Below are 20782 nucleotides of genomic sequence, written 5' to 3'. Positions count from 1 at the left end.
CCCCTTCAATTTTTCTAGGAGACGCTGTGCTTTCAGAACGAGCCGCACAAATGGTGGTGTTTGCTGCACTACTTAAACATAAGAACTTTACCCAAGCGGCAAAAAGCTTAGGGGTGTCGGTTTCGCACGTCAGTAAACAGCTTGCCCTGTTAGAACAATCGTTAGGTGTAAAGCTTGTGCAGCGCACTACACGCAGTTTTACCGCTACCGAAGCGGGGGAACGCTTTTATCGTCACTGCCAACAAATCGTGCTGACGATCGATGAAGCGCAAACCGAGATTGAGAGCCAACGAGATGAAGTGGAAGGCTTGGTGAAAATCGGGCTTTCACAATCATTTGGCACACTGCATATCATTCCTGCTATTCAAGAGTTAAGAGCGCAGCATCCTGACCTGCAGGTAGAGGTTCATCTGTTTGACTACAAAGTGGATATGCTCGAAGAAGGGCTCGACTTGTGGATCACCAATAATGAACGACTGCCAGAAGGCTATGTTGCGCAGCGTATCGCCGATTGCCAGTTTGTGGTTGCCGCTTCACCAGATTACTTAATGCATCACGCCGCGCCAACCCACCCGCAAGAGTTAGCCGAGCACAATTGTCTGATCTATCGCAGTTGGGAGCGTGACTACACCAACTGGAGCTTTAGTAATGCTGAGCAGCAGTTAGCAGTTAAAGTGAGTGGTAACTACTCGGTCGACTTAGCTGAAGCGGTGCGTGATGCGGCAGTCGCAGGGTGGGGCATTGCTTACTTGGCGACTTATCTGATCCGTGATGAGTTCAAGCACGGTCAGTTGATCCAATTGCTGCCAGAGTGGCGAGCCAGTCAAAGCATGCCATTTTATGCCGTGTATCCAAGCCGTCATTACATGCCGAAAAAGACCTCGGCGGTGATTGATTTCATCAAACAAAAAATTGGCTCTCCTTGTCACTGGGATGTTCAATTAGCCCCTTATATTAGCCGACCAAACGTTTAGTTATTTTTTCTGAAGTCAGAAACATATTTTCCATTTGGAAATAATGCTGTTTGGCAATCGTTTATCCTGTTAAAAAACATATGGTTACATTGGTGGTTGAAAACTAACCACTCAAAACCACAACTTTGCAACAAACGTGACTTGCGTCTCATTTTTTCGCGGTTATTATCCGGCGCCAATCTTGTTCCCCCACTTTTGTCGGATTCATTTTATGAACTCAATCCTTGGTATTGTGGCGATTCTGTTTACAGCATGGCTACTATCTACAAATAGAAAAAATATTAACTACCGAACGGTATCTTTGGCGTTTGCACTACAAATCACGTTCGCATTGCTAGTTCTGTATGTTCCGGCAGGTAAAGAAGCGCTAGGCAGCGTAACTGCAGCGGTTTCTAACCTAATCAACTATGGTCAAGAAGGTATCGCATTCCTATTCGGTGGCTTGGCAACAGGTGGCTTCACTTTTGCAATCAACGTATTGGGTATCATCGTATTCTTCTCAGCGCTGATTTCTGGTTTGTACCATATTGGTCTAATGCCAAAAGTGATCAACCTGATTGGCGGTGGTCTACAAAAACTTCTTGGTATCGGTCGTGCTGAATCTCTTTCTGCTACAGCAAACATTTTCGTTGGTATGATCGAAGCGCCACTTGTGGTTAAGCCTTACCTAAAACACATGACAGACTCTCAGTTCTTCGCAGTAATGACGGGTGGTTTGGCATCAGTTGCCGGTGGTACGCTAGTGGGTTACGCATCACTGGGTGTGGATCTCAACTACCTAATCGCAGCGGCATTTATGTCTGCGCCTGCGGGTCTGCTTATGGCGAAAATTATGATGCCTGAAAGCGGTGAAGTTGCACCAGAAATGGATCTAGAGAATGTAGAAATGCCAAAAGCAACTAACGTCGTTGAAGCAATGGCAGATGGCGCAATGTCTGGTCTACGTATCGCGGTTGCGGTAGGTGCAACACTGCTAGCGTTCGTCAGTGTGATTGCACTACTAAACGGTATTCTTGGCTGGGCTGGTGATCTATTTGGCATTGAACTAAGCTTTGAGCTAATTCTTGGCTACCTATTTGCACCAGTGGCATGGCTACTAGGTGTGCCATGGAATGAAGCGACCATCGCAGGTTCGCTAATCGGTAACAAAGTAGTGGTGAACGAATTTGTGGCTTTCATCCAGCTAATGGAAGTGAAACCACTGCTAAGTGAACACTCACAAGCTATCGTAACGTTCGCTCTATGTGGTTTCGCTAACATCTCGACTATGGCGATGCTAATCGGTGGTCTAGGCAGCCTAGTACCAGAGAAGCGTACATTCATCTCGAAATACGGCTTTCGCGCAATCGCAGCAGGTGTAATGGCGAACTTAATGAGCGCATCACTAGCTGGCGTAATTCTGAGTCTTTAAGGGATACGGAACGCGAGGTGAAAACCTCGCTTACGGATTCGAGATGCGGGAACGTTCGGCTGTGCCTCACTTCGGGAGTTGAAAAGCACACGCTAAAAGCGTTCCGTGGATTAAATCTTCAAATTAAAGCAAAGGGCTGACGATTATCGTCAGCCCTTTGTCTATCTCGTAGTTAGGCATCGCCTACCAATCTCGACTCCCGAAGCAAAGCATCGCTTTGCGTTCCCGCATCCGTAAGCCATGCACTCGCATGGCGTTCCCATTCCCGAATCATTGCTGTATATTACTCAAGCCTAAAACGATAAAGAGCGGTTGGTTATTCCGCTCCTTACCTTTGGTAAGAATTCATCTTTAGATTCCTTGGCACTACTTTCCTTATGGAGTAGTGCGTCTATATGTGCTGCTCCTACAACCAATTGGAGTACATACATGCCATTTACCATCAAGCCTATTTTATATTCTCAGGTCGAAGCAACGGCTCAAGTTATCTTTGACTCATTCGCTCGCGACCAATTTGATAGTGAGCATGTCAACCAAGAGTTCTTAGGCTACCTGACGTATGTCAGCTCTGAAAATGTTGAAAACGCATTGGGTTACGTTGCGTTGAACGAAAATGATGAAGTGATTGGCGGCGTCTTATGCTGCGATCTGAATGGGGCTCTATCTTTTGAAGGCGCTGACGAAGATTCAATGATGGCGATTTTAAAGTTACTTAACTCAAAATACTTTGAAAATCTCATGGTTGAAGAGAAAGCATACCTTCAAGTTAAGTTTATTGGTGTTCATGCTGATTATGTGGGACAAGGAGTTGCGACATCACTGATTAACGCGGCTCTTGAAAATGCTCTTTCGTTGGGCTTCAAATTTGCTCAAGCAGAATCTGCGGGCTCTCGCTCGCAATGGGTTTTTGAGAAGAGGGGTTTTGTTGCTAAGGCAGAAGTAAAATATGACGAATTCGTATTTAATGATACGAAGCCATTCCCTTCAACAAAAGACCACCAATCGATAAAGTTGATGATCAAAGAATTGTAGTTTCGCCTCTGCGTCGCATTCTAATCCTAACTTCTTTGTCATTCCATAGAGCGCGCAGCGCGAGTAGGGAATCTTGTTCTTGTTGAAGTTAACCCCGAGATCCCCAACTCGGTCGTCCCTCTCTCTCGGGGATGACAAGCGAACGGGAAGGCTGGGCTTACGCCTCACTTCGGGAATTGAAAGACACACGCTAAAACTATCCGTGGATTAAATCTTCGAATTAAAACAAAAGGGCTGACGATTATCGTCAGCCCTTTGTTTATCTTGTCGCTAGGCATTGGCTAGCGTTCTCGATTCCCGAAGCAAAGCTTCGCTTTGCGTTCCCGCATCCGTAAGCGTAGCGTTCCGCTCCGCCTACTTCTCCGTATGGAACTGCTCACAAGCCAGCATGGTGTTCTCAATCAGGCTTGCTACCGTCATCGGACCCACACCACCAGGCACGGGAGTAATGAAGCTCGCGTTCTCTTTGGCTTTAGCATATTCAACGTCGCCGACCAGCTTGCCAGTATCTAGGCGGTTAATGCCCACATCTACCACGACTGCGCCTTTCTTAATCCATTCGCCAGGAATAAAGTTTGGCTTACCTACCGCGACAACTACCACGTCAGCTTGGCGAACGTGACCTTCAAGATCTTTAGTAAAGCGGTGACAGGTTGTAGTGGTACAACCGGCTAGCAATAGCTCAAGTGTCATCGGGCGACCCACAATGTTTGAAGCGCCAACGATCACAGCGTGTTTACCACGTAGGTCGATGTTGTAACGGTCGAGTAGGGTAATGATACCTTTAGGCGTGCATGAGCGTAATTTAGGGATACGCTGCGCGAGACGACCGACGTTATATGGGTGGAAGCCATCGACGTCTTTTTCTGGATGAATTCGTTCTAATACGTGCGTGGTATCAATACCTGCTGGCAGCGGAAGCTGTACCAGAATGCCATCGATCTCCGCATCACCATTCAGTTCATCAATCAGGCTAAGTAGTTCTTCTTCTGACGTAGTTGCAGGAAGATCGAAAGACTTAGAGACAAAGCCTACTTCTTCACATGCTCTACGCTTACTACCTACATAAACCTGAGAGGCAGGGTCTTCACCAACAAGCACTACGGCTAAGCCCGGTGCACGTAAGCCTGCTTCCTTGCGTGCTTTTACTCGTGCTGCAACTTCAGATCGCACTGTTTGCGATATTAACGTCCCATCTATGTTTTGAGCTGTCATGACTTTCCTTCATAATTGAATGGCGAGAAATACGCGGTGCATTGTCGCAAAAAATTTGACGAACATCTATAAGCAAACGTTTGCTTCGTGTTATTTTTGCTCTTAGCCACGGATAATGAAGTTTTTTTAAGCATTCAGATCAGAATGTTACGAAAACCCCTTGTGTTAAGCGTTCTAACTCGTATAATCCTGTCCCTGTAGCGCGCCCTTAGCTCAGCTGGATAGAGCACGTCCCTTCTAAGGATGTGGTCGTAGGTTCGAATCCTACAGGGCGTGCCATTTATTCAAGAAAGCCCCGATAACTCAATGAGTTGTCGGGGCTTTTGCTTTTCGGCGGCATCAGCCAGCCACAATAGTTAACTCATTGTTTGACATTTTTAAGTTACACGTTTTACTAAATTAGTATCTCATGGATTTCAAGTTCATCTAATTTGAGATGTAATCTATGGTCTGGCCCACTTCGAAACTGGAAAGATAAGGGCATTCAGAAAGTAGACCTATCTATTCTACTTAAGGGTTTGAACACTAGGTGCTGAGACAGCAACAACGAAGTCTAAATGCTTCAGCTTTCTTGGGGTATAAGCCGAACCTATGGTGAGTCGGTTCGGCTTTTTATAAGGTGTATATGTCTCAGTAGCTTAAGGGGTGGGTTTAATCAGGTTAATCTTAAGCTCACTCTTTATTAAAGGAAACTTGCTCTGATTAATTGCAACACTAATTGCTTTGCGTAAATTGCTATTGGCAGCACCGACTAACTCATCTTGAAAAAAACAAAGCAATATTAGATTCAAGGAATTAAGTACTGATATTTCGCGCGTCCTCCAACTACTAAAGTCACTCGGAGAAGCAACATTAAGACCCTCAATCTGACCTGTTTTAGTCATTCTGAATAGCTTTGAAGAACCATGCACTGCTTTTGATAAAGTCGCGTATTCAGCTTTTAGTGTTTCAATACCATTGATAGTCGAATTCGTAGAGTGAAACTTTGGGTGCTTTAACAAGTAGTTTACCGTCTCAGTGAAACCTAACTTGTGCTTCCCTTCTGTCCACAACTCCAACTCAACTGGGTGCTGAATGTAATAAAGTCCAAATACTGTATTCTCTATACAGCTTCTAAGCGACATCAAGGCAACTCGCCAAGAACCTTGTCTCGCTAGAGAATGAGACATTAGCGCGTCATTTTGGGCTTCAATGAAAAATGACAATGACTCCTCACAAGTCACTTTTTCCAAAATCTCGCTCATCCAAGCTTGATAGGAAACCAAACGTCGATAACTTAGCTTAAACTGCTCTTTATCCGTATTGTTATTTTGAATAACATTGTCGATATTAACTTGAACTTCATTGAAAAAAACTTCGAAGTTAACATCGATCTCTTTGATAAATGAATCCATATCTAAGTCAACAATATGCTAAGAGCATCGGCTAGCTCTGAAGAAGAATTCGATACTTTTTTAGTTTTCTTCCCAGATAATTGTTCGCGAGCCTCTTTATTCTTGGAAAGGTAGTTTAATAGTTTCCCAATAATATCTCTGGTTGCATCACGAGAGCGAATATCTAAAGGAATATTATATTCTTCGATTAAGGCTAGCCACTGAGATTTTTGGACATTATTCAACCCAACGAGCATGCTTAAAGCACGAGGAATATCACTCTGCTCAACTGTCGGCTCAACATAAGATACGCTCCCGAAATTATTTATGTCTAATTGGTCTAGTTCTACATTTGGTCCGTTCTTAAGGACCTTAGCCATAAGTGCTAATTGTTTTGCAAAATCGTGACTCTTCATACTAACCTTCTATGCGTTCTAGGAGTTCTTCACACACAGCTAAAAACTCTTCTTTTGCCGCAATATCATTTAATGAGAAAATCGGCTTATTAGATTGTGCTGCCACACTAACAGATGTTCTTTCTTTTATTACACTATCGAGAATTGCGTCTCCAAATTGTGCTCTCAAAGTAGCATCTGTTTCTTCTCTATGTATCGCGGGACGACCAACTCGTGAAATAACAACGCCTGCTTGCTTTAAACTATGGTCGAGATCTTGGCCAAACTCTTCAACACGTTTAACTAATAGACTAACACCAATAGCAGACAGGAAATCCAATGTCACAGGAACAACATAGTGAGTACTGAATGCTAGTGCGTTTTGAGTAGGAATTGTAAGGTTAGGAGGACAGTCGCAGATCACAACATCATAGTTTTCCAGTACGTCTTTCAACGCGTTTTTCAATTTTGTTTCACGAAAGCGTGCAGAAGCTAGGTCTAAATCTACGGTAAAAAGGTCTATGTGAGAAGGTATTAAATCTACATTCTTGAAGACGTTCTTTACTATCACCTGTTCCGCGGTTTTACTTTGGCCTTGAGCACTAGTGTGTCTTTTAGCCCCTAGCAAATCAGCAACGGTGCCTTGGACTTTAACTTCATCATTCCACTTCTTAACACCAATCGTAGAAAACGTTGCATTGGTTTGAGGATCTAAATCAACTAGTAAGGTTTTTTTACCTTGAATACCGCAATAGGCGGCAAAATTTACAGCTAAGGCTGTCTTACCTACACCACCTTTTAGATTGATACACGATACGACCTTTGTCATATAAGCTCCAATTTATAATATTAACCAACTGATTTTTGTGGATTAGCTTATCATGAATTTAACTTCGCATATGAAACATCGTTAAATCGTAAGCAATAAAATATGATCAAAGGCATTGTTACCAGAGTTATCATTGCATCAGGTGTTGATAGTTAGTCAAATTTACCCCCGTAATGCAACAAAGGGATTAACACCAAACAGTATTATAAGTATGGATAACTTTTGGTAGGGAAAACGCATGTTAACAATATATGAATGAATATTTACCCTAACTTGGTTTAAGGCAAAACCAAGTTAGAACTACTTCTGTTTCAACTACTTCTGTTTCAAAGAAGCTCTTTATCAACCAAAGATAAACACCAAACTAGGTAAAAATGCAGGACAGCATTTTTAGGTTTTCGGCGTCGGGAACGCCTAAAACCGACCGGACCACACCAGCAGACTAAAGCGCCTTTCTGGTTACTCTTTGGTAAGGCAAAGAGTAACTGGACCGCTCGTAGTAAGGTGAAAGAGACCGGCAGAGTACTAAGCGGGACATACCAACATATCGTGCTAAAACGGATAGCCTTCAACCTCACTCCACATCAATAAAGTACGTCGATTGCGATGAAGGATTTAGATAGTGATACTGATCCAGCGTTAAATTTTTATCCGTTAATACTTTGTTGATGCTTAAGCCAAACTCACCAATATTGATAATCGCTGCTTGGTCACGTGGTACGTCCTGGTCATAGACCAAAACAAACGGGCTGAGGCGATTCTCTTGGTTGGTAGAAACCACCACGCCAATTTGGTGATCTGAAAGTTCAACCAAGGTTCCCGGTGGATAAACCCCAACCACACGAATTAGCGCCATAATGTCCTGCACATCATGTTGATCGCGGCACTTATTGTATAAATAGGTGAGGGCATCATGGGGGCAGCACTGGTTTTCTATTCTATTGCACAAGTTATCGTAGGCGTTGGCTAAGATAAGTATCCGAGATAGCTGGTGGATTTCATCTTTGTGCAGCCCTTTTGGGTAGCCTGTACCATCGTTGCGTTCGTGATGCTGGCTAATGAGTTTTAGCGCGGCTTCGGGAAACTTAGGAATTTTAGCGCCAATTTGTAAACTCTTATCCAAGTGAGAGCGAAGCCTTTGTCTATCACCGGCTTCCATGGGTTCATGAGCAGTAAGCAAACTCAGCGGCAACTGAGTTTTTCCTATGTCGTGATACAAGCCAGAAAACGCGACCAGTTGGCATTGCTTAGGTGTGAAACCTTTCGCCTGACAGATTAAGACTGATAATAACGAGACATTGAGTGAGTGGTAATGCAGGCGGCTGTAACCAACCGAATCGTTCATTAAGTGGATCGCGCTACCACTCTCACCACTAATGTTTTTATAGATAAAGTTTACGATCGCTAAAGCGTTATTGATGCTCGGACTTTGGGTGAGTTTGTCCAAGTCAAAAATGTCTTGGACATCATTAAGCGTGTCAGCAAAGGCGACCTTAGAGCGTTGAATTCTCTCTTCAATCGCCGCAAGTTTTTGACGACCTTCTTGTTTCTTCGACCACATATCATCGAGTGCTTCTGCTGCGATAGGCACAAGCTCACATTCGGTCTCAGGGGCAACAAGGTTGTCAGGCGCTGCTGTTTCATCGGGCGTATCGAGAACGTCACTTTTAAGCGCATTGATCGTGATAGATTTCAGACCAAGCTGCTTGATAATGGTGAGCTGTTCTTGGGTTTTGATCTTGAACGAATTGAGTAAGAAAGGGTGCTGTCCCCAACTAAGCGGGAGATGAACATAATGCCCAATCTGCAATTGTTTTACGTCTAGTCTTACTTTCATATTCGTTTCAAATCAAAAACTAAAAATAGTGTTTTGCCATTGGTAGGACGATTAAGTGCAACGGCAAGAATTCGCGTGGTCATTAATGCCTTGAATTCAGTAATTTGGCAAGATGAGAGTCTCGAATAAGTGACATTTCTATCTCAATGGAAGGGCGTTTATCTGTTCGCGGCTGATGCAATGAGAAAAGTTGGCGATAGGGAGATGGCTATCAATCTCTATAGAGATAGTAATTTGCTAGAAAAGGCGCATAATCGCGGTATACAACATACACAGAAGATATGACTCATGACTAACTTTCAATACTACTTCCATCAATTGCCATGCTTTAACTGCACCAAGACCACGGTAAGCACTGATCTTGGTTGGCTAACACCAGCGATGAAAGACGATGTTCTAGCGCAAGTGGCTGCGATTATCGAGCAAGGTAACGTTGAGGCAGATCTTTCAGTTAATGTGACTTGCACGAAAGAAGAAGCGCGCGAATATTTGCTGTTGAATTTCTTTGGCTATTCAGAAGAAGAATTGGCAAATGAAGTGGAAGCGGAAGATGAGCAAGAAGTTGCTGATGAAATCGCTGAGCTACTGGCTGAAGGTAACGACAAAGCCGTGTTTGAGCATGAAATCGCGCTACAAAGCTGTAATGATTGCGGTGTTGAGGAAGAGTAATTCCGCATCGAGTCTTTGAAAAGACTGATTAAACCGAATTGAAATTGAGGCGTTAACGGGATTGTTCTGGTTAGCGCCTTTTTTGATTGTTAGTTGGTATGGGTTGTATGTCCCGCTTTGGCGTTCGGTGTTGTTATTGTGCCTCGCTCAAACCTTAGGTCTTTGAATTAAGCAGCTAAACCAAGCCAATTAAATCAAGCCTTTCAACTTGGCTAGACCGTAGGCTGCGGTGGTTACACAATCTTTGATGTCGCCGTCTATCAGCATCTGTTCAAATTGCGAAAGTTCAAATGCTTGGCTAATGAGGTCTTCTTCTTCCAGATCAAGCTGGGTATCGGTTTGAGTTAGGTCGGTTGCAAGGTAGATATGGCATTTTTGGTTGAGAAAACCGTACGCGATAAATTGTACACCCACATAAACCATACTTTCGGCAACCAGCCCCGTTTCTTCTCTAAGTTCACCTTTGGCTAAATCAAGATGATCAGCATCAGGGTTGGCTTCCCAAGCGCCTTGAGGCAGTTCCCAAAAGCTCCCTTGTACGGTATAGCGATACTGATTCACTAAGTGGATTTTGCCATCACCAATTGCAATGATGGCAGCGCAATCGGGTTTATCCACTACGCCATAGATCCCTTGCTTACCGCTAGCGCGTTCAATTTTATCTTCTCTCACCGACATCCAATTATTTTGGTAAACGACGGTAGATGAAAGTTGTTTGATAGGCGGCATGGTGTGTCCTTGTTTTGGGCTGGAAGTGCTTGTAGAAAGCATATTATTAGAGATAAGTAGCTGGTTAAAGACAAGATTTGTATCACGAGTGAGCTAAATCCTTATCTGTTGCTCACAAAAAAGGTGGTGCGATGACACCACCTCGAATTGTCTTTTTTTTACGTTTTGGGAGAGCGGGTGCTTAACCCAAAGCCGCCAAAATCGCTTCTGCTTTACTCACTTCAAATTCTTTGGGCGCTTCAACGTTAAGAGTCGTTACCACACCATTATCGATGATCATCGCGTAACGCTGTGAGCGAATGCCGCCAAAGGTTGCGGTATCCATTTCTAAGCCTAGTGCTTTGGTAAAGCTGCCATCACCATCAGCGAGCATGGCAATTTCTTCGGCATTTTGTGTTTCTCCCCATGCTTTCATTACAAAAGCATCGTTAACACTCACGCAAGCAATCATATCGACACCCTTGGCTTTGAGTTGGTCAGCCAATACGACATAGCCAGGTAAATGCGCTTCTGAACAGGTTGGAGTAAACGCGCCAGGTACGGCAAATAGCACCACTTTTTTATTCGCAAATAGCTCGCTGGTTGAGTGATTTACCATGCCATCTTTGGTTAATTGGCTAAGTGTCGCTTCTGGTAATGCTTGTCCTTGTTGAATCATGGTTTGAATCCTTACTGTGTAAATGTTTAGTCAGTTTAGCGGCTCAGGGTGGCTCTAACCACCGAGAGAAAATAGGGTTACTGATTTAGAGGTTCTATTTCACTTGCGTACCGTTTACGTCGTGATTCTGTTGTTGGATCGTTTGCTGCAAAAAACTCACGAAGGCTTTGGCAGCAGAAGAGAGATAATGGCTCGATTTCCAACCAATGCCCAACTTTAAAGGTATGGCTGGCTCAAATGGGATGGCTTTTAGTTGCGGATCATCGGCAACCAACACCGGCAAGCAGGTACCAATGCCAATCTCTTTTCTCACCATTGACTTCAACAGTTCAGGCAGGTTGGTTTCAAAGTGGACATCCGGTTTGATTTTATGCCGTTGGCAATAGCTGTTCACGGCTTCGCGTAAGAAGTAGCCGTTTTTAAACAGCACAAGAGGCTGCTGGCAAAACTCCTCTAACGTTACGCTTTGTCTGTTTGCGAAAGGGTGATGGCTAGGCACGCAGGCAGAGATGTGATCTTCGGCTAAGAAGATCCGTCGGATCTGCTCATGCTCACGATCGCCGCGGATCAGCGCAAGATCGAGTTCACCGTTGATCAGCATCTGCTCAAGAGTAGCAGTGCCGGCTTCTTGAATTTTGATTTGGATACCCGGATAGGCTTTTTTGAATTGCTCTAGCGCATCGGGAAGAAAGTAAGACGCCAACATCGCTGAAGCGCCAAAGCTAATCGTCCCGCTGGTTAATCCTTTCAGCTCTTGCAGTTCTTTTTCTGCTTGTTCGACATCTTCCAAAATAATCTTGGCATGACGTAACAACACTTGCCCTTCTGCCGTCAAACTCATCTGTCGCTCGGTGCGATTGATAAGCTTTAGACCCGTTTGTTGCTCAAGTTTTTTGATGCTGGTGCTTAGCGCTGATTGAGCGATACCAAGCTGATCAGCAGCCTTGGTGAAGTTGCCCGTCTTCGCTAACTGGTGAAAATAGTGCAGCCGTTTAAAGTCCATTTTATCCGCCAATCTATTTTGGTTATGGAAAGTATATATACCATATATTGTTAATATGACCTCGCAAAAGTTATAGTTTTGTTAACTAAAGCGGAGGGCAAATTAGCCTAATCGCATGACAACAAAATAACGTGAAACGCAGTTTGCCTGCTCAGCCAAATAAGGAAGTTCAACAATGAATATTGCTAAGGTTTTCAATAATAATGTAGAGGAACGTTGTGGTTTTACTGTGACTGCTCACTCAGAAAATGCACGCCTTCAAGTGGTCACACTGAGCAAAGAAACCTTGGATACCTTTGCTGACCTGATCCAGAACTACAGTCTGCAATCTCTCGAGTACAAGCCATTTCTACGTTTCGCTGTTGCGGATGCATTAGATAAAGCGTGTGACTACCAGCTTGGTCAGTTCTTGGTTGAAGTGATGGAAGATCGTGAGCGAGCGGCATTCTTAGTTGAGCCATCAGAAGAAGCGGCAGCACTGTATGAAGATAGCGAAGCACAACGTGAATTCTTTGTGATTCTTTCTACGGCGATTTCGCACCTGATCGGTATTCCAAACTTTGATGCGATGTACGGCAAGTACTACGCACGCTTTACGGTGAAAAATGCCGATAACAGTGATAGCTACCTACGTCAAGCACACCGCCGTATGGAATTACACAATGACGGTACTTATGTAAATGAGCGTACTGACTTCGTTCTGATGATGAAGATGGATGAGAAAAACATGCAAATGGGTGACTCTCTATTGCTACACGTTGATGACTGGCAAGATCTTGAGAAGTTCTACCACCACCCAATGGCGAAGCAAAACATCGTATGGAGCGCGCCACCAAGTAAAAATGTCGGTTACAGCATTGAGCACCCAGTCTTTTTTGAAGAGGATAAAAATGGCAAACCACACATGCTGTTTATCGACCAGTTTGCTCAGCCACAGAACATGCAACAAGGTCTATACCTAAACGAGATGAGTGAGTCACTTGAGAGTGATACTAACTGTTTCAACGTGCGCGTGCGCATTGGTAGCATGTTGGTGGTGCAAAACCACTGTTGGCTACATGGTCGTGATAAGTTTGTTGCTCATGAAGGCTTAAAGCGTGAGCTGCTACGTCAACGTGGTCACTTTACTCGTTAAGCAATGAAACTGGCTAACATTAGCCTAGTTTAACCGCTTACTCTCTTATCAAATTGAAGTTGCAGTGGGGTGAACTGCAGCTTCAATTTATTTGCGTATTTATACCCAAGCAACTTCAAAGAAAACATCGCCACTAAGGTTTATGATAACAAGGTTTATGGTAACAAGGTGTTATGGTAACGAGTGAACTATTCAGGGGAAAATAACTTCTAAATAGTATGGCTCGACTCAGTAGGTTTCTTGGGTATAACTAAAATAAAGAAAGTGAAGGAGCACCGAAGTGAACAAAATGTATGATTACGTCGTCGTCGGCGGCGGGATTGTTGGCGTATCGACGGCGTGGCAATTACAAAGTCGTTTCCCAGATAAATCGATTCTACTTATTGAAAAAGAGTCGGGTTTTTCTTGCCATCAAACAGGTCACAATAGTGGCGTGATCCATGCTGGTGTCTACTATGCGCCGGGCAGCCTGAAAGCAGAATTTTGCAAAGCTGGGGTAGAAGCGACCACGGCGTTTTGTGCTAAGCATGACATTCCCGTAGAGAACTGCGGAAAATTGCTGGTGGCAACGTCAGAGCTTGAAGTCGAGCGCATGCAGGCGTTATTCGATCGCTGTCATCAGAACGGTTTGGATGTTGAACTGTTGGATCAGCACCAGCTTAAACAGCGAGAGCCGAATATTGTCGGCTTAGGCGCGATTTTTGTTTCGACCACAAGCATCGTCAACTATCGTCAAGTGACGGAAAAAATGGCACAAGAGTTTGCCGATGCTGGTGGCGTGATTTCACTTGAAACGGAAGTGCGTGGCTTAGTTGAACATGACGATAAAGTCGTGATTTCAACCCATTCTAAAGGTCAACCAGTTAACTTTGATAGCCAGTTTATTGTGGTGTGTTCAGGGCTTATGGCGGATCGCATGACCCGAATGATGGGCATCGACACTGACTTTCAAATTATCCCATATCGTGGTGAATATTACCGTTTACCAGCGAAGTATAATGACATCGTGAATCATCTCATTTATCCAATCCCTGATCCTGATTTGCCATTCTTAGGTGTGCACCTGACGAGAATGATTGATGGTTCAGTGACAGTTGGTCCTAATGCGGTGCAGGGCTGGAAGCGAGAGGGCTACGGCAAAATTAATATTAGCCTGCGTGACGTATTGGATATGTTGGGCTTTGCAGGTTTTTGGAAAGTCTCTGCTAAGCACCTAAAAACGGGTCTTATTGAAACCAAGAATTCATGGTGGAAACCGGGTTACTTAAAACTGGTGAATAAGTACTGTCCAAAAATCAAAGTAGAAGATTTGCAGCCATATCCAGCGGGGATACGCGCGCAGGCAGTATTGAGTGACGGTACTTTAGTGCATGACTTTTTGTTTGCCGAGAGCGCGCGTAGTTTGCATGTGTGTAATGCGCCTTCACCTGCCGCGACTTCTGCTATTCCGATTGGCGGTTATATCTGCGATAAGATCATGAAAAAGCAGGGGATTGAGCAGGCAGAATCGCCAGCAGAACAAGTTGCTGAAACCGCGTAATTTAACCAGTTAACTGACGAAGAACCTGAAGCTAAGCTTCAGGTTTTTTTATCGCCGTACCATTGGCGAGTTATTCTTTTATTTTCCGATAATAGTCGCGCATGGTTTTGATAAATAATGATCTCAATTTATTAATTGAGTTGGTTTTCTTGGTAATTGCCATGATCTCTAGGTAGTAATAGCGATCGCTTGGGGCAATTGCTACCAACTCACCTGAGTCGACATAAGGCTTGGCATAGTTTTCTGGCAGATAACCAATGTAGCGCGACGAAAGAATCAGCGCTAAGCGTGACTCATAGTTATACGCGGTGGCTTTAAGATTCATTTTCGCCAAGTGTGAATTGAGCCGTTCTTGAGTTTTGATACCGGCGTAGGCAACAGGGAAGCCATTGATTACCTCATCGGACAGCTCTTGTTCTGAAAGCTCAGCCAGAGGATTATCTTTGCTGGCGTAGAGGTAGCAGATATCGGTATAGAAGTGTTCGTACTCTAATCCATCGAGTTCGCGGTGGAAGGGAATAAAGCCAATATCCGCTTCTTCTTGTAGCACTTTACGTTCAATTTCCGTCATTCGTGCGACTTCAGCGGTTAGATACACTTCTTTGGCGATATTGGCAAAATTACGGATAACCTCTGGCATATGGGCGCGGGTATCCAAACTGATATTGTCGCTAAACAGCACCGTTAAGCTGCCGGATGGTTGAATATCTAAGTGGTTAATCGTATTGCGAAAATCTTCCAGTTCTCCGAGTAATTTAACCGTTGCATCATAAACTACCGCCCCTTCTTCCGTTAACGCAAATCCTGATCGCCCCCGACGGCACAAAATTAGGTTTAGTCGTGATTCTAGGTTAGAGATGTGAATACTGATTGTTGAGCGGCTCACGTTCAGTTCGGTTTCAGCAGCAGAGAAGCCACCGCAATCGGCGACCACTTTAAATATTTTCAGTTGTTTTATTTCGTAGTCACCAATGTGACCGATGGGCACAGAATTTTTAGTCATTGTTTTAGATCCGTAAAACTTTATGTTTATCGAGGAATATTTATGTTCCTCAAACGCTTGTTATAATTTTGTTACGTTCTGGCGCTATTATGCGCGATTTGGTTTTTTTTATCTTTGACATTGTTAATGTTTATAACAGTAGGAATGGAACTAATGGCAGATTTGGTCTTATCCCGTGGTTTTATTAATGGAGAGTGGGTTGATGCCATAGATGGCAAACAGGTTGATGTTGTTAACCCATCCACTGGTGAGCTTATTACTTCTGTGCCTGATATGGGCAAGGAAGAATCAGAAGCTGCCGTTGTTGCTGCCCACGCAGCGTTTCAAGAATGGCGTACGACGACTGCCAAGCAGCGTGCCGTATTGCTAAAGAAATGGTTCGATCTTATTGTCGAGAACGCTGATGCGCTCGCCAAACTCCTAACGACCGAGCAAGGTAAACCATACAAAGAAGCCTACGGTGAAGTGCTGTATGGTGCGTCGTTTATTGAGTGGTTTGCGGAAGAAGCGAAGCGCATTTATGGCGACGTGATCCCAGCGGCTAACCCGAACAATCGTTATATGACCATCAAACAACCAATTGGTGTGGTGGCTGCGATTACGCCGTGGAATTTCCCAGTCGCGATGATCACACGCAAAGTCGGTCCTGCACTTGCTGCGGGCTGTACGGTAGTGATTAAGCCAGGGGAAGATACGCCGTTATGTGCACTTGCAATGGTTAAACTGGCTGAGCAAGCGGGCATTCCTAAAGGTGTGGTTAATGTGGTGACGACTTCACGCCCGGCTGTGGTTGGTGATGTTCTTTGTCGTCATCCATTGGTGCGCAAAGTGTCGTTCACAGGTTCAACACCAGTGGGCAAATTAATCCTACGCCAAGCGGCAGATACGGTGAAAAAGGTGTCACTTGAGCTTGGCGGTAATGCACCGTTTATTGTTTTTGATGACGCTGATATTGATAAAGCAGTCTTAGGTGCGGTGATCTCAAAGTATCGCAATGCCGGTCAAACTTGCGTGTGTACAAACCGTCTCTATATCCATGATGCGATTTATGATGAGTTTATGGAGAAGTACACCCAAGCGGTTAAAGCGCTTTCTGTCGGCGATGGTCTTGTCGAAGGGACCGAGATTGGACCGCTCATTAATCAAAAAGCGTTTGAAAAGGTTGCGGCATTAGTACAAACCGCGATTGAACAAGGTGCCACATTGACACTTGGAGGAGCGGGGCATGACTATGGCGCGCAGTTCTATCAACCGACCATTTTGGCTGATGTCACCGAAGAGATGGATATCGCTCATCAAGAGCTGTTTGGTCCAATTTCGACTATTTTCCGCTTCAATGATGAGCAGGATGTGGTGCGCCGAGCCAACGATACGCCTTACGGTTTAGCTGCTTATTTCTATACTCGAGATCATGCGCGAGTTTGGCGCATGAGTGAGGCACTGGAATACGGCATCCTGGGTATCAATGAAGGCATAATCTCGACTGAAGTGGCTCCATTTGGCGGCGTTAAAGAGTCGGGCAGTGGACGTGAAGGCTCGAAATATGGCATCGATGATTACCTAGAAATTAAGTACTTATGCCACGGCATTTAATTTCCTAATTGGAAAAATAACAGATTCTCCTTTCTTAGTTTGACATGTTTTCCCTAACTAGTCCCCTTCCAGACCATTGGGGCAAAATATTTTAGCAGCACTGATGTGCTGCTTTTTTTTGCCTGCAATTTGGCATTAAACCCAGTGATTTCGTGTGCTCAAAGCAATGGTTTGATAGTGATAAAACTTTAGGTGGAGAATTACGAATTTAAAGAATGTAAACAGAATGTAATTATAAGTTACACAGTGACAACTAAGGATTAATCAGTCACGACAAACTGTTACTGGTCGAGCCAGAGCAAACAGAATCACTCAAGGAGAAAGTTCATGTTTAAAACTTTAACTAAATTGAACAAGGGAAGCCTAACCAAAAAAGTTGCTGCTTGCGCGCTTGCACTATCAAGCACTTTTTTAACTGTATCTGAGGCATTTGCCGCTGAGCATAATTGGCGCTTTGTAAACTTGTATCCACGCGGTACAGCTTACGGTGAAGTGTATAAAAGCTTTGCGGAAAATATTGAAGCAATGTCGAACGGTCGTATTGCGGTTCAAATGATGTATTCAGGTGAAGGCGTTGGTCAAACTGGTGTTCTTGGCTCGGTTAAATCAGGTCTTATGACCATGGGTGCACCTTTCCAACCAATGCATGCGGGCGAATTCCCTGCTGGTGTGGTGGAAGTGGGTCTACCAGGAATGACAGATGACGTGGGTGAGCTCAGCGCACTATTCCACGAAAAAGGCTGGGGTGAAGTACTGGAAGAAGCCTACGACAAGCAAAACCTCGTTTGGCTTGAACCATACATTCAGCTACCTGTTTACGTGCTAACTAAAGAGCCAATTAACTCAATTGAAGACTTCGAAGGCTTAAAAATCCGTGCACCAGGCGCTTACGGTAAATTTCTACGTAACCTAGGTGCGTCACCAGCATCACTTTCTTACAGCGAAATCTACACCAGCTTAGCGACTGGCGTTATCGATGGTTCTATCGGTAGTAACATCATCGACCACCGCGATGGTAACCACGTCGAAGTAGCGAAATACATGTACCGTCTTCCAATCGCCGGTGCGCAAACGCTGCCAATCGTAGTGAATAAGAGTGCATGGAACAAACTTCCGGATGATCTGAAAGCGATTGTACGCGCGGCAAGTGCTGTGCACGCTCGTGAGCAGATGACTAAGTCTCGCCTTTGGGAATCTCAAGCCATTGCTGATATGGAAGCAAAAGGTATGAAGTGGAGCCCAGAGCCAAGCGCAGCAGATGCCGAGCAGTGGAACAAAGCGGCAGGTTCACTATGGGCTGAGTATGCCGACTCTGACAAATACAGCCAGCGTCTAATCAAAATTGTACAAGACACACAATAAAAACTATCGACAAAACCATGTTGAAAACACAGGTGATTTAAAGCGAGATTGACCCTCAGGCTGAATCACCAATAAGGGGGGCTGGATCCCCCCTTCCTCCTTTTATGCTGTTAGGGATGAAGTCTATGTTGAGTACAGTGTTAGCAACGTACTGTCGCGGCGTGAACAAGATAATCTATTTGATCGGTGTGTCAGCATCGCTCTTAATGCCTATTCTGGCAGCGACGGTCGCTTTTGAAGTCTTTTCTCGTTATGTACTGGGTGCGCCAACCATTTGGGCATACGACGTATCACTTTTCTTATTTGGCTATATTGCTGCGCTAGGTGGCGCATTAGCCCAACAAAATAAAGCTCACATTAATGTGGATGTGCTCTACCTATCGGTTTCGGCTCGAGTACGTTCACTGTTCAATCTATTTTCTTACTCGCTGGCGATTTTCTTTCTTTATGTGGTGCTGATTATGGCACTGGGTAAGTTTGAAGAAGCCGTCGAGTTTAATTACCGCCGTCAGTCTGAATGGGCACCATCGATGGCGCATTTCTGGGTCATGATGGTGGTGGCTTGCGGCGCGTTCATCGTCCAATTTACCAGCGATATTGTGCAAGACCTTTACTACTTGTTTACCGGTAAATCGTTAATTGAGCAGGCTCCAGAAGAGAGCGAAGAAACCGAGACACTAGTCGAACAAGCGGGGGATTTATGAGTATTGAAGTATTAACGCTGTTGCTCATTGGCTGCATTCTTGCCAGTTTTGCACTGGGTGCACCGGTAGGGCTTGCCCTTGGCGGTATCGCGATGGGGATGGGTTATCTCACTTGGGGCGAGGGCATTTTTAACCTAGTGCCGACCACCATCGAAAGTAATTTCTTTAGCTTTATTCTGCTGGCTATCCCGCTGTATATCTATATGGGACAGTTGCTGACTCGCTCCGGTATTGGCGATGCGATGTTTAATGCCAGCCAAATGGTGATTGGTCGTATTCGTGGCTCTTTAGCGGTCAGCGTTATCGGTGTCTGTTCGATGATTGGCGCGATGGTAGGCATCATCGGTGCCGGCATTATGACCTCAGGCAGTATCGCCCTGAAGCCGATGTTAGAGCGTGGCTACGATAAACGTCTGGCACTTGGCGTCATCATGGCGGGTGGCGGATTGGGTATTTTGATCCCGCCGAGTATTCCGATGATCATGTATGCCGCGACGACGCAAAACTCGGTGGGGCGTATGTTCCTTGCTGCGATCATTCCGGCGCTAATCTCGATCGTTTTGCTGATGGCTTACGTCATTATCAGCTGTAAGCTCAACCCGAAAAAAGCTCCGCTTGGCACTGGCAGTGAAACCCAAATGTCGGGCAAAGAAAAGTTCACAACAGCCCGTGATGGTTTCTTTTCTTTACTACTGATTGTCGCGGTATTGGGCAGCATTATTACCGGTATAGCAACGCCAACCGAATCTGGGGCGATAGGGGTAGTCGGCGCGATTATTTTGGCGATTCTGTTTAAGCGCTTTCGCTTTGAAATGTTCAAGTCGTCGGGTTTTGAAACTGCGATGTTGGTCAGTGTCTCGATGTGGATCATTCTCGGCGCGTCGCTATTTAGTAACTTCCACATGTTAAGTGGCGTGCAAAACATGGTGGCGCAAATTACCCAAGATCTCGGTTTGCCTCCGCTTGGGGTGATCATTCTGATGCAAGTGATCATGTTACTACTCGGCTTTATCATCGACGAGCTGATCATCGTTTTGATGTGTGCACCACTGTTTACCCCGATAGTTGTCTCACTTGGCTACGACCCTATTTGGTTCGGCATTTTGATGATTCTGAATATTGAGATCGCGGTACAAACCCCTCCTTATGGTTTCGCACTTTTCTACCTGAAAGGCATCGCGCCTCCGGGTGTCAGTATGATGGATATTTATCGCTCAATTCTGCCGTTTATCGCTTTGAAACTGTGTGTGCTGATCATGTGCATGATGTTCCCAGAAGTGGTGATGTGGCTACCGAATAAAGTGATGGGAGTAAATTAGT

19 protein-coding genes and 1 tRNA gene are annotated in these 20782 nt (G+C 44.7%); 11 read left to right on the top strand and 9 right to left on the bottom strand.

Translation table 11 applies throughout. From position 1 onward, the window contains the following. The first annotated feature begins 26 nt into the window (after positions 1-26). The 3 genes from GZN30_RS08470 (at position 27) to GZN30_RS08460 (ending at position 3417) form a co-directional block, all read left to right on the top strand. A complete protein-coding gene (locus GZN30_RS08470) occupies positions 27-974 on the top strand; it encodes a LysR family transcriptional regulator (protein WP_075649266.1) in 948 nt (315 codons plus the stop codon). Positions 975-1185: 211 nt separating this feature from the next. Next, positions 1186-2385: a NupC/NupG family nucleoside CNT transporter gene (locus GZN30_RS08465; protein WP_075649265.1), complete on the top strand. Its 1200-nt coding sequence runs from the start codon at positions 1186-1188 to the stop codon at positions 2383-2385. A gap of 429 nt (positions 2386-2814) precedes the next feature. Continuing rightward, entirely contained in the window at positions 2815-3417 is a 603-nt protein-coding gene (locus tag GZN30_RS08460; protein ID WP_075649264.1) for a GNAT family N-acetyltransferase, read from the top strand. 354 nt (positions 3418-3771) lie between these two features. On the opposite strand, the gene folD is transcribed toward GZN30_RS08460, so the two are convergent. Then, entirely contained in the window at positions 3772-4632 is an 861-nt protein-coding gene (gene folD, locus GZN30_RS08455) for a bifunctional methylenetetrahydrofolate dehydrogenase/methenyltetrahydrofolate cyclohydrolase FolD (protein ID WP_075649263.1), read from the bottom strand. Between the two features lie 202 nt (positions 4633-4834). Here folD and GZN30_RS08450 point away from each other — a divergent pair. After that, positions 4835-4911, top strand: a tRNA-Arg gene (locus GZN30_RS08450). A gap of 359 nt (positions 4912-5270) precedes the next feature. Here GZN30_RS08450 and GZN30_RS08445 read toward each other — a convergent pair. The 4 genes from GZN30_RS08445 to GZN30_RS08430 form a co-directional block, all read right to left on the bottom strand. Then, the gene (locus GZN30_RS08445; protein WP_075649262.1) at positions 5271-6026 is read right to left on the bottom strand and encodes a hypothetical protein; all 756 of its coding nucleotides are present in this window, start codon (positions 6024-6026) and stop codon (positions 5271-5273) included. A gap of 2 nt (positions 6027-6028) precedes the next feature. Beyond that, positions 6029-6421, bottom strand: a complete 393-nt coding sequence (locus GZN30_RS08440) for a hypothetical protein (RefSeq protein WP_075649261.1) — start codon at positions 6419-6421, stop codon at positions 6029-6031. A 1-nt stretch (position 6422) separates the two neighbouring features. Then, a complete protein-coding gene (locus tag GZN30_RS08435; protein WP_075649260.1) occupies positions 6423-7229 on the bottom strand; it encodes a ParA family protein in 807 nt (268 codons plus the stop codon). 574 nt (positions 7230-7803) lie between these two features. After that, the gene (locus GZN30_RS08430) at positions 7804-9066 is read right to left on the bottom strand and encodes an HD-GYP domain-containing protein (RefSeq protein WP_075649259.1); all 1263 of its coding nucleotides are present in this window, start codon (positions 9064-9066) and stop codon (positions 7804-7806) included. Between the two features lie 288 nt (positions 9067-9354). Here GZN30_RS08430 and GZN30_RS08425 point away from each other — a divergent pair, with 288 nt between their 5' ends. Beyond that, positions 9355-9735, top strand: coding sequence for a hypothetical protein (locus GZN30_RS08425; protein ID WP_075649258.1), 381 nt, complete (start codon positions 9355-9357; stop codon positions 9733-9735). Positions 9736-9924: 189 nt separating this feature from the next. Here the strand turns inward: GZN30_RS08425 and GZN30_RS08420 are convergent, their stop codons facing one another. From GZN30_RS08420 to GZN30_RS08410, 3 genes are all read right to left on the bottom strand, one after another. Further along, a complete protein-coding gene (locus GZN30_RS08420; RefSeq protein WP_075649257.1) occupies positions 9925-10464 on the bottom strand; it encodes an NUDIX domain-containing protein in 540 nt (179 codons plus the stop codon). A 181-nt stretch (positions 10465-10645) separates the two neighbouring features. After that, positions 10646-11122 (bottom strand): peroxiredoxin, encoded by a 477-nt coding sequence (locus tag GZN30_RS08415; RefSeq protein WP_075649256.1) that lies wholly within the window; start codon positions 11120-11122, stop codon positions 10646-10648. A gap of 94 nt (positions 11123-11216) precedes the next feature. Beyond that, positions 11217-12125, bottom strand: coding sequence for a LysR family transcriptional regulator (locus tag GZN30_RS08410; protein ID WP_075649255.1), 909 nt, complete (start codon positions 12123-12125; stop codon positions 11217-11219). Between the two features lie 175 nt (positions 12126-12300). Between GZN30_RS08410 and glaH the strand changes: the two genes are divergently transcribed. Both glaH and lhgO read left to right on the top strand, forming a co-directional pair. Beyond that, a complete protein-coding gene (gene glaH, locus GZN30_RS08405) occupies positions 12301-13260 on the top strand; it encodes a glutarate dioxygenase GlaH (RefSeq protein WP_075649254.1) in 960 nt (319 codons plus the stop codon). Positions 13261-13540: 280 nt separating this feature from the next. Continuing rightward, positions 13541-14800 carry an L-2-hydroxyglutarate oxidase gene (lhgO, locus tag GZN30_RS08400; RefSeq protein ID WP_075649253.1) on the top strand — a complete coding sequence of 420 codons (1260 nt, stop codon included), beginning with the start codon at positions 13541-13543 and terminating at the stop codon, positions 14798-14800. A gap of 70 nt (positions 14801-14870) precedes the next feature. Here lhgO and GZN30_RS08395 read toward each other — a convergent pair whose 3' ends face one another. After that, entirely contained in the window at positions 14871-15803 is a 933-nt protein-coding gene (locus GZN30_RS08395) for a LysR family transcriptional regulator (protein ID WP_075649252.1), read from the bottom strand. Between the two features lie 153 nt (positions 15804-15956). Between GZN30_RS08395 and GZN30_RS08390 the strand changes: the two genes are divergently transcribed. From GZN30_RS08390 to GZN30_RS08375, 4 genes are all read left to right on the top strand, one after another. After that, positions 15957-17396 (top strand): NAD-dependent succinate-semialdehyde dehydrogenase, encoded by a 1440-nt coding sequence (locus GZN30_RS08390; RefSeq protein ID WP_075649251.1) that lies wholly within the window; start codon positions 15957-15959, stop codon positions 17394-17396. Between the two features lie 327 nt (positions 17397-17723). Further along, a complete protein-coding gene (locus GZN30_RS08385; RefSeq protein WP_075649250.1) occupies positions 17724-18758 on the top strand; it encodes a TRAP transporter substrate-binding protein in 1035 nt (344 codons plus the stop codon). Positions 18759-18883: 125 nt separating this feature from the next. After that, the gene (locus tag GZN30_RS08380; protein WP_075649249.1) at positions 18884-19462 is read left to right on the top strand and encodes a TRAP transporter small permease subunit; all 579 of its coding nucleotides are present in this window, start codon (positions 18884-18886) and stop codon (positions 19460-19462) included. Then, a complete protein-coding gene (locus GZN30_RS08375; RefSeq protein WP_075649248.1) occupies positions 19459-20781 on the top strand; it encodes a TRAP transporter large permease in 1323 nt (440 codons plus the stop codon). Before GZN30_RS08380 ends, GZN30_RS08375 begins: the two co-directional genes overlap by 4 nt. Position 20782 lies beyond the last annotated feature (1 nt).

This window comes from Vibrio ponticus (assembly GCF_009938225.1).
Lineage (GTDB): Bacteria > Pseudomonadota > Gammaproteobacteria > Enterobacterales > Vibrionaceae > Vibrio > Vibrio ponticus.
The sequence above is the reverse complement of the archived record's forward strand: the minus strand, read 5'-3'. Positions and strand labels throughout refer to the sequence as shown.